General features: G+C 70.0%; 12 protein-coding genes. 5 read left to right on the top strand and 7 right to left on the bottom strand.

Features of this window, described 5'->3' with window-relative positions; all coding sequences use genetic code 11:
* Positions 1-162: 162 nt before the first annotated feature.
* Positions 163-1,062 (top strand): PAC2 family protein, encoded by a 900-nt coding sequence (locus H074_RS37760; RefSeq protein ID WP_007035374.1) that lies wholly within the window; start codon positions 163-165, stop codon positions 1,060-1,062.
* A gap of 58 nt (positions 1,063-1,120) precedes the next feature.
* Here H074_RS37760 and H074_RS37755 read toward each other — a convergent pair whose 3' ends face one another.
* The 3 genes from H074_RS37755 to H074_RS37745 are packed head-to-tail and all read right to left on the bottom strand — an operon-like array spanning position 1,121 to position 3,780.
* Complete coding sequence (locus tag H074_RS37755) at positions 1,121-1,945, bottom strand: metallophosphoesterase family protein (protein ID WP_007035373.1); 825 nt, start codon at positions 1,943-1,945, stop codon at positions 1,121-1,123.
* Positions 1,946-1,960: 15 nt separating this feature from the next.
* Positions 1,961-3,205 carry an MFS transporter gene (locus H074_RS37750; protein ID WP_007035372.1) on the bottom strand — a complete coding sequence of 415 codons (1,245 nt, stop codon included), beginning with the start codon at positions 3,203-3,205 and terminating at the stop codon, positions 1,961-1,963.
* Positions 3,202-3,780, bottom strand: a complete 579-nt coding sequence (locus tag H074_RS37745) for an ArsR/SmtB family transcription factor (protein ID WP_007035371.1) — start codon at positions 3,778-3,780, stop codon at positions 3,202-3,204. Before H074_RS37745 ends, H074_RS37750 begins: the two co-directional genes overlap by 4 nt.
* A gap of 151 nt (positions 3,781-3,931) precedes the next feature.
* Between H074_RS37745 and H074_RS37740 the strand changes: the two genes are divergently transcribed.
* Both H074_RS37740 and H074_RS37735 read left to right on the top strand, forming a co-directional pair.
* The gene (locus H074_RS37740; RefSeq protein WP_007035370.1) at positions 3,932-4,399 is read left to right on the top strand and encodes a MarR family winged helix-turn-helix transcriptional regulator; all 468 of its coding nucleotides are present in this window, start codon (positions 3,932-3,934) and stop codon (positions 4,397-4,399) included.
* 153 nt (positions 4,400-4,552) lie between these two features.
* Positions 4,553-6,160 carry an ABC-F family ATP-binding cassette domain-containing protein gene (locus tag H074_RS37735; RefSeq protein WP_007035369.1) on the top strand — a complete coding sequence of 536 codons (1,608 nt, stop codon included), beginning with the start codon at positions 4,553-4,555 and terminating at the stop codon, positions 6,158-6,160.
* A 48-nt stretch (positions 6,161-6,208) separates the two neighbouring features.
* Here H074_RS37735 and mshC read toward each other — a convergent pair whose 3' ends face one another.
* From mshC to H074_RS37715, 4 genes are all read right to left on the bottom strand, one after another.
* Positions 6,209-7,447: a cysteine--1-D-myo-inosityl 2-amino-2-deoxy-alpha-D-glucopyranoside ligase gene (mshC, locus tag H074_RS37730; protein ID WP_007035368.1), complete on the bottom strand. Its 1,239-nt coding sequence runs from the start codon at positions 7,445-7,447 to the stop codon at positions 6,209-6,211.
* A gap of 75 nt (positions 7,448-7,522) precedes the next feature.
* Positions 7,523-8,287 carry a MerR family transcriptional regulator gene (locus tag H074_RS37725; protein ID WP_007035367.1) on the bottom strand — a complete coding sequence of 255 codons (765 nt, stop codon included), beginning with the start codon at positions 8,285-8,287 and terminating at the stop codon, positions 7,523-7,525.
* A gap of 24 nt (positions 8,288-8,311) precedes the next feature.
* Positions 8,312-10,270 (bottom strand): vWA domain-containing protein, encoded by a 1,959-nt coding sequence (locus tag H074_RS37720; protein ID WP_007035366.1) that lies wholly within the window; start codon positions 10,268-10,270, stop codon positions 8,312-8,314.
* Complete coding sequence (locus tag H074_RS37715) at positions 10,267-11,664, bottom strand: sigma 54-interacting transcriptional regulator (protein ID WP_007035365.1); 1,398 nt, start codon at positions 11,662-11,664, stop codon at positions 10,267-10,269. The genes H074_RS37720 and H074_RS37715 overlap by 4 nt, the downstream gene beginning before the upstream one ends.
* A 132-nt stretch (positions 11,665-11,796) precedes the next feature.
* Here H074_RS37715 and H074_RS37710 point away from each other — a divergent pair, with 132 nt between their 5' ends.
* Both H074_RS37710 and H074_RS37705 read left to right on the top strand, forming a co-directional pair.
* Entirely contained in the window at positions 11,797-12,255 is a 459-nt protein-coding gene (locus H074_RS37710) for a hypothetical protein (RefSeq protein WP_039924532.1), read from the top strand.
* A 221-nt stretch (positions 12,256-12,476) separates the two neighbouring features.
* Positions 12,477-13,274 (top strand): hypothetical protein, encoded by a 798-nt coding sequence (locus tag H074_RS37705; protein WP_007035363.1) that lies wholly within the window; start codon positions 12,477-12,479, stop codon positions 13,272-13,274.
* Positions 13,275-13,283: the final 9 nt, after the last annotated feature.

The raw sequence follows: 13,283 nt of genomic DNA, 5'->3' as shown, positions 1-13,283 counted from the left end.
CGACTCGACGTTCCCGAGCCCACGGTAGCCGAGACGGGATCACGTCGACGCCGAGGGAGTTGCCCGAAATGTCGCGTTGTGGTGGCTCCGTGCGGTTCGCCCCCGCGAAACGCGACCGGACATGCCCAACGGCGCACGGCCCCCTGGTCGTAGGCTGGACCGGTGAGTGAGCCCGTCGACGAGACCCAGCGGCCCGGCCGCGACCACCCGGATGACACCAAGCCGATCATGATCGTCGCCTTCGAAGGATGGAACGACGCAGGTGACGCGGCCAGCCGGGCGGTCGAGCATCTCCAGCTCAACTGGGATGCGACACCGCTGAGCGAGCTGAGTCCTGACGAGTACTACGACTTCCAGGTCAGCAGACCGACCGTGCGCATGGTGGACGGCGTCACCCGAAGGGTCGACTGGCCGACCACGCGGCTCTCGGTATGCCGCCCGGAGAGCCTCAGCCGGGACATCGTGCTGGTCCAAGGGCCCGAACCGAACATGCGCTGGCGCGCCTTCTGCGCCGAATTGCTGGAACAGATCCAGCAGCTGGAAGTCACCACCGTCGTCACCCTCGGCGCACTCCTGGCCGACACCGCGCACACCCGTCCCGTCCCGGTCACCGGGACGGCGTACGACAAGGACACCGCTTCGCAGTTCGGTCTGGAGCTGAACAACTACCAGGGCCCGACCGGCATCGTCGGCGTCCTGCAGGACTACTGCGTGCAAGCGGGCGTCCCGGCGGTGTCGATCTGGGCGGCCGTGCCGCACTACGTCTCGCATCCGCCGTCGCCCAAGGCCACGCTGGCGCTGCTGCACAAACTCGAGGACGTCCTCGACGTCGAAATCCCGCTCGGCGCCCTTCCCGAGCAGGCCGAGGAGTGGCAGCGGACGGTCACCGAGATGGCCGAGGAGGACGAGGAGATCAGCGAGTACGTCCGAGGGCTCGAGGAGCGCGGCGACGCGGAGACCGAATTCACGCTGGACGACGTGAGCGGGGACAAGATCGCGGCCGAGTTCGAGCGGTACCTGCGGCGGCGGCGTCCCGGCCAGGACGGTCCCGGACGGGGCTGAGCTCGCGGTCTCGTGAGTGGTAAGGACGGTTAGAACCGTCCTTACCACTCACGAGGCGCTAAAAGATGCGCCGCAGCGGGATCGGCCCCCGCGCCCGCTTCCGCCACTCCCGCGGATAGCCGAGCGAAACCTCTTCGAACCGCACTCCGTCCGCCTCCGTGGAGCGCGGGATGTGCAGGTGCCCGTAGACGGCGACCTCCGCACGGAAACGCAGGTGCCAGTCCTCGGTCTCGGTCGTGCCGCACCACAGCGCGAACTCCGGGAAGTACAGCGGTTCGGTCGGGTGGCGGTGCAGCGGCCAGTGCGACATGAGGATCGTCCCGTGATCCTCGGGGATCGCCTCCAGCCGTTCCGTGCTGATCTTCACCCGGTCGGCGCACCACGCCTGCCTGCTGGGGTACGGATCGGGGTGCAGGAAGAACTCGTCCGTGCACAGCACGCCCGCCTCGCGCGCCTGCTCGACCGCGGCCAGCATCGGCAGGCCGTCGGCCGAAGGGGTCCGCCAGCTGTAGTCGTACAGGACGAACAGCGGCGCGATCGTCAGTGGCTTGTCCTGGTGTTCCCACACCGGATAAGGGTCCTCCGGGGTGAGGACGTCGATCTCGCGGCAGCGCTCGACCAAATGCTCGTAGCGCGCCTGGCCCCGCAGCTGACATTCGTCCTTCTGGGTGGTCCACAGCTCGTGGTTACCGGGCACCCAGACGACCTTCGCGAAGCGTTCACGCAAGGTCCTGAGCACCCCGATCACGGATTCGGCGCGTTCGGCGACGTCACCGGCCACGAGCAGCCAGTCGTCGGGGGTCCGGGGGACGACCTCGTCGACGAGCGGGGCGTTGCCCTCATGGGTGACGTGGAGGTCGCTGGTGGCGAAGAGATGCGGCACTCCACCACCGTAGCTTCACCCGGACCGGGGAACCGCCGAAATCACGTCACGGCGCAGCCGGCCCGACGCCGACACGCCCAGCACGATCAACGCCGAGACGGTGTGCAGACCCGCCTGGACGTTCAGAAGGACGCCGGCGCCCAGCACGTTCACCAGCCCGCCCGTCAGCAGTGCGCCCAGCGCGGTGAACCCCGCCGTCCCGGCGAAAACGGTGCTCAGCACGCGGCCGGACCGTTCGGGAGACGCTGCGGTCTGGACCAGCGAGAGCAGACCGGATCCGGCGAGCACCCCGGGGGCGCCGACCAGGCCGAAGAGTCCGATGAAGACGCCCAGCGGCAGGGACACCGTGAGCGCGGGCAGGTTCCAGATCACCGCCGACAGGAGGCCGAGCGCGAGCCCGCCCCAGCCGAGCAGAGCGGCGGGCGCGACCTTGCGGGCGACGGTGGCGACGGCGAATCCCGCGGCCAGGCCGCCGAGTGCCTGCACGCCACGCAGCAGGCCGACGTCGCCTTCGGTGCCGTCGAGGATGTCGAGAACGAAGACCACGAACAGCACCAGGAACATCCCCTGCGCCAGGGACGTCAGCACCACGACGACACCGGCGAGCCGTAGGCGCCCTTCACGGCCGATCTCGCGAAGCCCGTCGAGCCAGGCTCGCAACACCGGTTCGTGTGGTCCCGCCGCGACCGGTGCGGCGGCGCTCCGAAACGGACGGGCCAGCAGGGCCGAGCCGATCACCAGCACGCCGAGATAGGCCACCACGACCCAGCCCAGGCCACCGAATCCGAGCAGGAGACCACCCGCCCAGCCGCCGGCCAGCCGCGCGACGCTGCCGTTGATGCTCATGAGGCCGTTGGCGCCGATCAGCTCGCCGGGGGCGACCAGTTCGGGCACGAGCGCGTTGCGGGCGGGCTCGAACAACGAAGCCAGGCCTGCCTGGGCCGCCATCACCCCGTAGACCACGAACACCGGGCCGCCGGACGCGACGAACAGCAACGGCAGCGCCACGAACGCCTGTCCCGCGCACACCACGCACAGCACCAGCCGCCGGTTCCAGCGGTCCGCGATCACGCCGGCGACCGGGCTGAGCAGCACCGCGGGAAGCAGGCCGAGGACGATGCTCATCGCGGTGGTGGCCGCGGAACCGGTCGCCTGGAAGACGAACACCGGCAACGCGATCTGCAGCATCCACTCGGCGGTCTCGGAGAAGAAGGCCGCGATCCACAGCCGCGCGAAGGCGGGTTCCCTCAACGGTTTCATCTGCTCGGCTTCCCCTCTGCGTCGATACGCGGGAACGCCCGCAGGCCCAAGTGGACCGGGAGGGCTTCCGCGGAGGCGTCTTCACGGATCGCGCCGACGTAGGGCCGCACGAGCGCGTCGATCGCCCGGACCAGCTCTTCCAGCTCGGCCGCGGTCACCCGTAGCGAGTAGTTGTTGATCCCCGACGCGTCCCGCCATTCCTTGTCGAGCCGGTCGGCGGCGTCGAGATAGCGCTCGGTCAGCTCCTTTTCCCGTGCGAGGGTGGTGCCCACGACCGCCAGTTGCGCTCCGTGCAGCTCCGGGTCGTCACCGAACTCGATGCCGACCTGACACGCCCGCCACGGCCGCTCCCGCCCGTCCTCCCCCTCCACCCGCTCCACGAGACCGTGCCGCGCCAGCTGGCGGAGATGCCAGCTGCAGTTCGAGGCGGTCGAGCCGACGGCCGCCGCGCACTCGCTCGCGGTCCGCGGACCGACCGCCATGAGGTGGTCCACCAGCGCCGAACGCAGCGGATGCGCCAGCGCCCGCATCAGCTCGACGTCTTCGATCCGCTTGCGCGGCGGCAACCCGGTCATCGCCCGATCCAATCTGAAAGATCTCTTTTGAAAGTTCTCTTTCAGATTCACAGGTGGTGGCGAAGATGTCAAGCGGCATGGATACCCTCACCTGGGCAGCTGCCGCATAGAGCAGTAGCTGCACAGTTCAACTACTGCCACAGGGAAGCACATGCCTGATCAGCGAGAACTCGCCACCGCGGCGGCTTTGGAGATCCCCCGGTTCGTCAGCGCGACCGTCTTGTTCCACACGGCCATGGCGGAGCGGCTCGGGATCAGCGCGACCGAGCTGCACGGGCTCCAGCTGGTCATCAGCGGGGCCGCGACCTCGCCGACCCAGCTGGCCCGCACACTCGGCATGACCACCGGCGCGGTGACCCGGATGCTCGACCGCATGGAGGCGCGGCGCCTGGTCGAACGTGTGCCCGACCCCGCCGACCGGCGCCGTCTCGCGATCCGTCCGCTTCCCGATCGGCTGGACGACGTCGCCGACCTCTACTCCCCCATGGCCCGGTTCTTCGGCGACCGCCTCGGCAGGCTCGACCGGCGCCAGCTCTCCGCGCTTCTCGGCGTCATGACCGATGGGCGCGCGTTCGCCGAGCAAGAGGCCGCTCGGCTGCGATCCGGAAAGAGGGGTTGACTAACGCTACATAGGTTGCGTTAGACTGCTCGCATCATGGACAACTGACATCGCACCTTCCCCGCTCCGAGGCGGCTTCGGTCGAGCGCTGCTCCCGTAAGCCACGAGGCCCGGCAGGGATCCCTCATGTCCGAAGAAACACGGTGATGTCGTATGTCTCTTTCCCTGATCGCCAAGGACCTCGTCCACTCCTACGGTGCCCGCGTCGTGCTCGACGACGTGAACCTGACCGCTTCGGCCGGACAACGGCTCGGGCTGGTCGGCGAGAACGGCGTCGGCAAGTCCACGCTCCTGCGGTTGCTGGCCGGGGTCGAAGAGCCGGACGGCGGCGAGGTATCGCGAGGCGACGACCTCGGATTCCTCTTGCAGGAACTGCCGTTCCCGTCGACGGCACGGTTCTCCGACGTCATCGACGACGCGCTCGCCGAGATCCGGCACGCGTCGGCGAGACTCGACGAACTGACCGAGGCGCTCACCCGGCATCCGGACGACGACGCGGTTCTCGAGGAGTACGGCACCGTGCTCGAATGGGCCCAGGCGCACGACCTGTGGGACGCCGATCGGCGGGCCGAGGTCGTGTGCGCGGGTCTCGGGCTCGCCGGCATCGACCGGGCGCGCGAGCTGGGCACGCTGTCGGGCGGGCAGCGGTCACGGCTCGGCCTCGCCGCGTTGCTGATCCGGCGGCCGGGCACGCTCATCCTGGACGAGCCGACGAACCATCTCGACGACGCCGCGATGGAATTCCTGGAACAGCACCTAGCCTCGCTGACCGGCGTCCTCGTGCTGTCGTCGCACGATCGCGTGTTCCTCGACGCGGTGTGCACCGACATCGTCGACCTCGACCCGGCGCTGGGCGGCCCGGCCCGGTACGGCGGCGCGTATTCCGACTACCTGGACCAGAAACGGGCCGAACGGGCGCGCTGGGAGCAGCGCTACGCCGAGGAACAGGACGAGCTCAAGGAACTGCGCGAATCGGTGGCCGTCACCGCGCGCAACGTCGCGCACAACCGGCCGCAGCGCGACAACGCCAAAATGCTCTACGACTTCAAGACCGGGAGGGTGCAGAAACAGATCTCACGCCGGGTCCGCAACGCCCAGCTGCGGCTGGACGAACTGGAACGCGACCAGGTGCGGAAACCGCCCGCGCCGCTGCGGTTCCAAGGAGACCTGACCGGCGAGCCAGGTGAGGGCAAGACGGCGATCTCGGTACGGGACCTCGAGATCGCCGGACGATTGCGGCTGGCGACCCTGGACATCACGACGACGTCGAGGCTCCTGATCACCGGCGGGAACGGCGCCGGGAAGTCGACGCTGCTGTCCGTCCTGGCCGGCGCGCTGACGCCGGACTCCGGGACCGTCCTTTCCGGACGCGGGGTGCGGATCGGCATGCTCGCTCAGGACGTCGCGTTCGCCGAGCCGGAGAAGACCGCACAGCGGACCTACGCCGAAGCCCTCGGCGAGGACGCTCCCCCGTTGCGCGGCCTGGGGCTGCTGGCCCCGCGTGATCTCGGGACCCGCGTGGGCGCGCTGTCGGTCGGGCAGCGGCGGCGGCTCGCGCTGGCGCTGCTGATCGCGGACCCGCCGGAGGTGCTCCTGCTGGACGAGCCGACGAACCACATCTCGCTCACCTTGGCCGAGGAGTTGTTCACCGCGCTCGATTCCGCGCCGGGCGCTGTCGTCATCGCGTCTCATGATCGATGGCTGCGGCGTGATTGGGCGGGTGATCACCTCCGGCTGGAAGCCGGTCGCGTGGCCGTGTAGGTCGTTATACACACTGCTGGGGCGGGGGTTCTCCGCCCCAGCAGTGTTTCAGAGCTCGATGCCGAGCAGCGCGTCGACCGCGTTCCGGATCAGCCCGGGGGCGGCCGGGTCGGTGCCGGAGCGGTTCAGCGCCTGCTCCACCCAAGCGTCGACGGCCGCGAGCGCCTTGGGCGTGTCCAGGTCGTCGGTGAGGTGGTCACGCAGGCGCGCGACGGTGTCTTCCGCCGCCGGGCCGGTGCCGAGGGAGACGGCCTCGCGCCAGCGCGCCAGCCGTGCTTCGGCGTCCGCCTGCAACCGTGCGGTCCACGGCCGGTCCTCGCGGTAGTGGCCGGCGAACAGCGCGAGCCGGATCGTGCCGGGGTCGACCTTGTCGGCACGCAGCCGCGAGACGAACACGAGGTTCCCGCGCGACTTCGACATCTTCTCGCCGTCGAGGCCGATCATCCCGGCGTGCACGTAGTGCCGTGCGAACGGCCTGTCCCCCGCGACGGCCTCCGCGTGTGCGGCGCTGTACTCGTGGTGGGGGAAGATCAGGTCCGAGCCGCCGCCCTGGACGTCGAAGCCGAGACCGAGCCGGTTGACCGCGATCGCGCTGCACTCGATGTGCCAGCCGGGCCGCCCCGCGCCCAGTTCGGATTCCCACGACGGCTCGCCCGGCCGCGCCATCCTCCACAGCAGCGCGTCGAGCGGGTGCCGCTTGCCCTGCCGGTCCGGGTCGCCGCCGCGTTCGGCGAAGAACTTCGCCATGGTCTCGGCGTCGTAGTTCGACTCGGAACCGAAGTGCCCGGTCGCGTTGTGATCGAAATAGATGTCCGGATACTCCGCGTCGTCGACGCGGTACGCGCTGCCGTTCGCCACCAGCTTGGCGATGACCTCGACGATCTCCGGGATGCTCTCGACGGCCCCGACGAACTGCCGCGGCGGCAGCACCCGCAACGCGGTCATGTCCTCACGGAACAGCGCCGTCTCGCGCATGCCGAGGACCACCCAATCGTCCTTGTCCCGCTCGGCGCGCTCCAACAGGGGCTCGTCGATGTCCGTCACGTTCTGCACGTAGTGGACGTCGTGCCCGGCGTCCCGCCACAGGCGGTTCACCAGGTCGAATGTCAGGTACGTGGCGGCATGTCCCAGATGGGTGGCGTCGTACGGCGTGATGCCGCAGACGTACATCCGGGCGGTGGACCCGGGCGCCGTGGGACGGATCTGCCCCGTCGCGGTGTCGTGGAGCCGCAGCGGACGGGGGGTGCCGGGGATACGGGGCACGTCGACCGATGACCAAGTCTGCATACCCCGACTGTAAGCGGAGCCGCCACGCCGTTCCCGCCCGGTGGGAGACGAACACGGCCGGAGTAAGCGAACTCGCTATTCCCCGGCACGTTCGGCGTTGGCGTGGACGGCGTCCCGGATGTACTCACCGAGGCCCGGCCGCTGGTCCGGCTCGCGCACCAGGAAGCCGAGCTGGACCGGTTCGGTCGCGTACAGCCCGGCGAGCTCCCGGTGCGTCGTGAGGTCGCAGTCCCCCATGAACGCCGCGAGCATCCGGCGATGTTCCTCGGCGAGGTCCATCGCCGAGGAACTGTCGGCGGGCGCGCCGGAGTCGAAGACGGCGAGCAACCGCCGGACCCAGTCCTGCCGGATCTTCTCCGCCTCGATCCATTCCTCCTTGGATCGAGGCACGGCCGCCGCCCGCCACTGCGGGGTCTCGCCCCACCGGCGGACGGCCTCCTCCGCGTAGCCGTCCGGTTCACGGAACTCGCCGAAGACCTCGAACCGCTCCTCCGGGGTCAGCGCACCGCCGGCCTCCTTCGCCGCGATCACCCGCTCGACGGATTCGGCCATCCGCGTCAGCTCGCCGATCCGGTCGGCGAGCAGCGCCCGCTGACGCCGCAGGTGCTCCAGCGCGTCCAGTCCCGGGTCTTCGATCATCTTCGCGATCGTCTCGAGGCCGAACCCGAGTTCGCGGTAAAACAGGACGCGCTGGAGGCGGTCGAGGTCGTCGTCGCTGTAGCTGCGGTACCCCGCGGCCGTCCGCCCGCTCGGGCACAGCAGGCCGATCTCGTCGTAATGATGAAGCGTGCGCACGGTGACCCCCGAGAGCGCCGCGACCTTGCCCACCGGATACCCCATGGTCCCAGCGTATCCGGCAGTGACCTACCGCTTCCTGGACCGCAGGTAGTCGCCGACCACGGCGGCACCGAGTCCGTCCAGGTCAGGAGCGACGACCCGGCCGCCCGAGCGGCGCGCGATGAGGTCGACGAACTCCGTCAGGCGCGGGTCGTCCCCGAGCCTGAACACCGTCACCGACGCGCCCAGCTTCGCCATCCGGTCCACTTCGGACAGTGTCTTGAGCAACGTCCTCGGCTGGGGTGGATAGTCGAAGTCCGCCGTGCCATCGGGTTCCAGATGCGCCGTCGGTTCGCCGTCGGTGACCATCAGGACCACCGGCTGCGCGTCGGGATGCCGCCGCAGATGCCGCCCGGCCAGGAGCAGGGCGTGGTGGGCGTTGGTGCCCTGCTCCCAAGCGCCCTCGAGGCCCACCAGTTCGGCCAATTCGACCGACGTCGCGTACCGGCCGAAGGTGATCAGCTGGAGGGCGTCGTTCCGGAACCGCGTGCTGATCAGCTGGTGCAACGCGAGCGCCGTCCGTTTCATCGGCAGCCAGCGGCCCTCCTGCACCATCGACCACGAGGTGTCCACGAGCAACGCCACCGCCGCGCGTGACCGGTGCTCGGTCTCGATCACCTCGACGTCCGAAACGTCCATCCGGACCGACCGTTCGCCCATCGACACCGAGCGCAGGACCGAGTTGCGGACCGTCCTGGACACATCCCACGGCTGCATGTCCCCGAACCGCCACGGCCTGGTCGCGCCGGTCGGCTCACCCGCGGCCCCGGCCGATTCGGTCTCCCGCTGTCCGGTCTTGCCGCGCAACGCGTTCACGACATCCGCGAGCGCCGTCTCGCCCAGCCGTCGCAAAGCCTTGGGCGACAACCGGAGTGTTCCATCGGGGGCACGCTCGAAGAGACCTTGGCGCCGGAGCTCGCGTTCCAGTTCGGACAGCCGCCGCGCGTCGACGCCGGCGTCCGGTCCCAGCTGCCGTTCGAGGGCGTCGACGTCGATGTCCTCGAGCCTCGCGCCCGGGTACGACTGGCCGAGCTGCTCGGCCAGCGCGTCCAGTTCGGCCAGATCCGACATCGCCCGCGCACCCTCGCCGAGACCCAGCGGATCGTTGCCCCGGAAGCGTTCCGACGACGTCCAGTCCTCACCGGGCCGCAGCGCCCGCAACTGGGCATCCAAAGTGGACAGCTGCTGCGCGAGCCGGGGGCCGCCGAACGCCTGCTGCGACAGTTCGGCCAGTTCGGCCCGCTGTTCCGGGGTCATCGAGTTGAGCATCCGCTGCGCGGCCGCGGCGCGAGCGGCGAGGACGTCGATCAGCTCTTCGACGTTCTTCGGGTTCTCCGGGAAGAACTCGCCGTGCTCGCGCATGAACTCCGCGAACCGCTCCGGGACGTCCTCACGGCCCTGGGCGTGCGCGGCCAGGAGGTCGTTGAGGCCGGCGAGCATCCGGTTGGCCCGCTCCGCCTCTTCCGGCCCGGCGTTCCGCAGTGCCTCCTTCATTCCTTCGAAGCGGGAATCCAGCAGCTCACGGCCGAGCAGGTCGCGGATCTTCTCGTAGTTCTCCCTGCCCTGCCGCGAACGCCAGCCGTACCCGGCGAGTTCGCGCACGGCCGCCGCCGTTCCCGGCGGCAGCGCGTCCAGCTGGGCCTCGCGGAAGCGGGCGTCGTCGTCCGGATCGGGGAACAGCTCGCGCCGTTCGGCCTCCAGCGCCTGGTCGAGCAGCCGCTGGACCTCTTGGAGCGTGCCGTCCAGCCGGTGCCGCCGCTGGATCTCCGACCGGCGCTGCCAGAGCCGCCTGGTCAGCTCGTCCAGCCCGGCGGTGCGCGGCGTGCCTCGTCGCAGCAGTTCTTCCAGAGCGGACCGGGGAGAGGCGCCCGCCATCACGTCGCGGCCGATCTCGTCGAGCGCGTCCCTCAGATCCGCCGGCGGCGCCAGCGGATCCGGGCCGTCGTGCCACGGCCCGTACGAATAACCTTCGGGGAGGAAACTCATCGGCCGTAGACGGTCGTCGAGTCGTCGGAGTCCTTGGCGAGTTTCCTCGACAAGAACAAGGATTCCAACGCCAGTTCGACCGCGGCCGCGATCCGCCCCGCCGGTTCGTCCGGCGCGACGCCCGCACGCGCGGCGACGTCGTGGAGCACGGGCAATTCCGGCAGCGCGGCGAGGACGTCCTTGCCGGGTACGCGCTCCCCGGTGGCCACCAGGTGCCCGGACTCGACGGCGTCGGCCAACGGCAGCAGATCCAAGCCCGCGAACCGCGAGCGGGCCGTCTCCGCGACCGCCCGGCGCAGCAGGTGCACGAGGTGTTCGGTCTCGCGTCCCTCCTCCCCCGGCTCGAATTCGAGCTTGCCGCGCAGGACGGCGGGCACCGCGCCGAGGTCGACCGGACGCGCCACGGCGGGTTCCTCGCCGGTGAGCGCGGACCGGCGCAGCGCCGCCGCGCCGACCGTTTCCGCCGCCGCGACGGCGAACCGGGCCGAGACGCCGGACCGCTGGTCGATGACCGGCGATTCACGCAGATTCCGCACGAACCGGGCGAGCACCTCCAGCAGCGGCTCGCCGACCTCGGCGACCAGATGCGCCTCCTGCCGGACGACCGCGATCTCGGCGTCGACGTCGAGCGGGTAGTGCGTCCGGATCTCGGCGCCGAACCGGTCCTTGAGCGGGGTGATGATGCGGCCCCGGTTGGTGTAGTCCTCCGGGTTGGCCGTCGACACCAGCAGCACGTCCAGCGGCAGGCGCAGGGTGTAGCCGCGCACCTGGATGTCGCGTTCCTCCATCACGTTCAGCAGCGCGACCTGGATGCGCTCGGCGAGGTCCGGCAGCTCGTTGATCGCCACGATGCCGCGGTGGGCACGCGGGACGAGTCCGAAGTGGATGGTCTCGGGATCGCCGAGGCTGCGGCCTTCCGCGACCTTCACCGGGTCGACGTCGCCGATCAGGTCACCGACCGAGGTGTCCGGTGTGGCCAGCTTTTCCGTGTACCGCTCGTCGCGGTGGCGCCAGGTCACCGGCAGGGCGTCGCCGAGTTCGGCGGCGCGACGGCGCGATTCCGGGGTGATCGGGTCGAGCGGGTGCTCGGCCAGCTCGGCACCCTCGATGACGGGCGTCCATTCGTCGAGGAGTCCCGCGAGGGTGCGCAGCAGCCGGGTCTTGCCCTGGCCGCGTTCGCCGAGGAGGACGACGTCGTGCCCGGCCAGCAGCGCACGTTCCAGTTGCGGCAGCACGGTGCGCGAGAAACCGACGATCCCGGGCCAGGCGTCTTCCCCGGCACGGAGCTTCGCGAGCAGGTTGTCGTGCAGTTCTTGTTTGATCGACCGCGGCAGGTGACCCGCCGCGCGAAGGTCCCCGGCGGTCCGGGGCAGGTTTGCGGGAACTTCGTTCACCCGTTCGACGCTACGTCGCGAGTGTGGCCCTGTCGATGTGAAGCAACTCCAGCTCCGGATCAACCGATCGGTTGAGTGACGGTCAAAGGATCGGTCGATGTGGCGACTGCGCCCGCCCGGGAGGCTGGACCCATGCCCAAGAAACCACCCGTGCCGGACTACGAACTCGGCCACCCTCCCGTCCGCACCGCCTTCCTCCGGATGAAGGTGCTCGTCTCCTGTTACATCGGCCTCAGCGTGCTCGCGCTCGTCGTGGCGTACCTCTGGCGGAACCGGCCGGATCTGGTGACCGACGTCGTCTGGGTCCGCGGCGAGGGCGTCCTCGTCGCGTCCGTGGTGCTGCTCCTGTTCGTCCTCGGGACCGCGCGCGGCCGTCGTGGCGCGTACCTGCGGCTGCGGATCGCGTCGGCGGCCATGGTCGTGGCCATCGCGGTGCTGATCTCGCTCCCCGGCTTCCTGCCGGTGTGGATGCGGATCGAACAAGGACTCTGCGGACTCGTCCTGATCGGTGTCGCGGTGATCGCCAACGGGACCCGTCTGCGGGAGCTGTTCGCACACCGACGAGAGGAGAAGTCAAGCCTGGGTTGTTGAGGGGTAGGGCAAAGATGGCGTTTCCTGGTGGCGATCCTCGTGAGTGGTAGGGACGGTTCTAACCGTCCTTACCACTCACGAGCCCACCACGGTCCGCCGCTCAAGTCGCCTGAAGTACGTGAAGGTGCGAAAGAAGCTTTCGCAACACGCCACGATTGCCTTACCCCTCGATAACCCGCCCATTTCCGGGTTTCCCTGGAAGCACGACTAAAATCAATCCAGTGTGCCGTCCTAGTGCGACCCTCGCGGTCTGGTCTTCGGCGTGGCTGAACGGAGCCGCCGCCTCCGACGACGTCCTTGACGCCCTGCAGGTCTGGGGCGAAGCCCACGACTTCGTCGCCGCGGACGCGGCGGCCGCCGAGGCGTTCGACCTGCCGCTCGCGTTCAACAGGGCCGCGACCCCGGTCCAGCTGCTGCTCGCCCTGCGCTCGCAGGGGGCCAAGAGCATGCAGCTGCTGCTTCCGGTGCCCGGTGACGTCCGGGGGCTGGGTGGCGGCGGGCCGTTCACCGAGGCCGCGCTGCGGACCGGCGAGGCCGTCGTGCTGCCGGATCTCGGCTACGGAGTGGTTCCCGAGGCGATCGCCGAAGGTCTCATGCGGTGGACCGTGTACTCGGTCCCCACACCGGGTGTCCTCGAGTACCGCCCGCTGGGCGAGGCCGAGCACGGCCTGACCGACGCGATCCGTTCGAGCGCAGGTGCGCTGCAGGCGCTGGATGTCGCCCGTGAACGGCCGGGCGTGCGGGCGGAACTCTCGGCGCGGCTCCGGTCGGCCACCGACGCCCCCTGGCCCGCCGGGATGCCCGGCCGGGCCCTGCGGGTGCTCCAGCGATCCGAGGAGATCGCGGCGATCCTCGCCATCGCCGAATCCGACGATCCGGGCGGCGCGCTCTCCTCGTCGGCGGCGCTTCGGCGGGCGGAGGCCTTGCGACCGCTGACCGAAGCCGTCCGCAACGCCCGGTGCGCGGCGATCAACGAAGCGGTGCGGGTGTTCGCCGAGCAGGCGGACAGGCATCCGTAGCCGGGCTGT

The sequence above is a fragment of the Amycolatopsis decaplanina DSM 44594 genome (assembly GCF_000342005.1).
Classification (GTDB): Bacteria; Actinomycetota; Actinomycetes; order Mycobacteriales; family Pseudonocardiaceae; genus Amycolatopsis; species Amycolatopsis decaplanina.
This window is presented reverse-complemented; position numbering and strand designations above follow the sequence as displayed.

Bases quoted from the DNA above. Each gene is read 5' to 3' on its own strand.
- H074_RS37750 (WP_007035372.1), bottom strand. From the start codon at position 3,205: ATGAAACCGTTGAGGGAACCCGCCTTCGCGCGGCTGTGGATCGCGGCC.
- H074_RS37745 (WP_007035371.1), bottom strand. From the start codon at position 3,780: ATGACCGGGTTGCCGCCGCGCAAGCGGATCGAAGACGTCGAGCTGATG.
- H074_RS37740 (WP_007035370.1), top strand. From the start codon at position 3,932: ATGCCTGATCAGCGAGAACTCGCCACCGCGGCGGCTTTGGAGATCCCC.
- H074_RS37735 (WP_007035369.1), top strand. From the start codon at position 4,553: ATGTCTCTTTCCCTGATCGCCAAGGACCTCGTCCACTCCTACGGTGCC.
- mshC (WP_007035368.1), bottom strand. From the start codon at position 7,447: ATGCAGACTTGGTCATCGGTCGACGTGCCCCGTATCCCCGGCACCCCC.
- H074_RS37725 (WP_007035367.1), bottom strand. From the start codon at position 8,287: ATGGGGTATCCGGTGGGCAAGGTCGCGGCGCTCTCGGGGGTCACCGTG.
- H074_RS37720 (WP_007035366.1), bottom strand. From the start codon at position 10,270: ATGAGTTTCCTCCCCGAAGGTTATTCGTACGGGCCGTGGCACGACGGC.
- H074_RS37710 (WP_039924532.1), top strand. From the start codon at position 11,797: ATGCCCAAGAAACCACCCGTGCCGGACTACGAACTCGGCCACCCTCCC.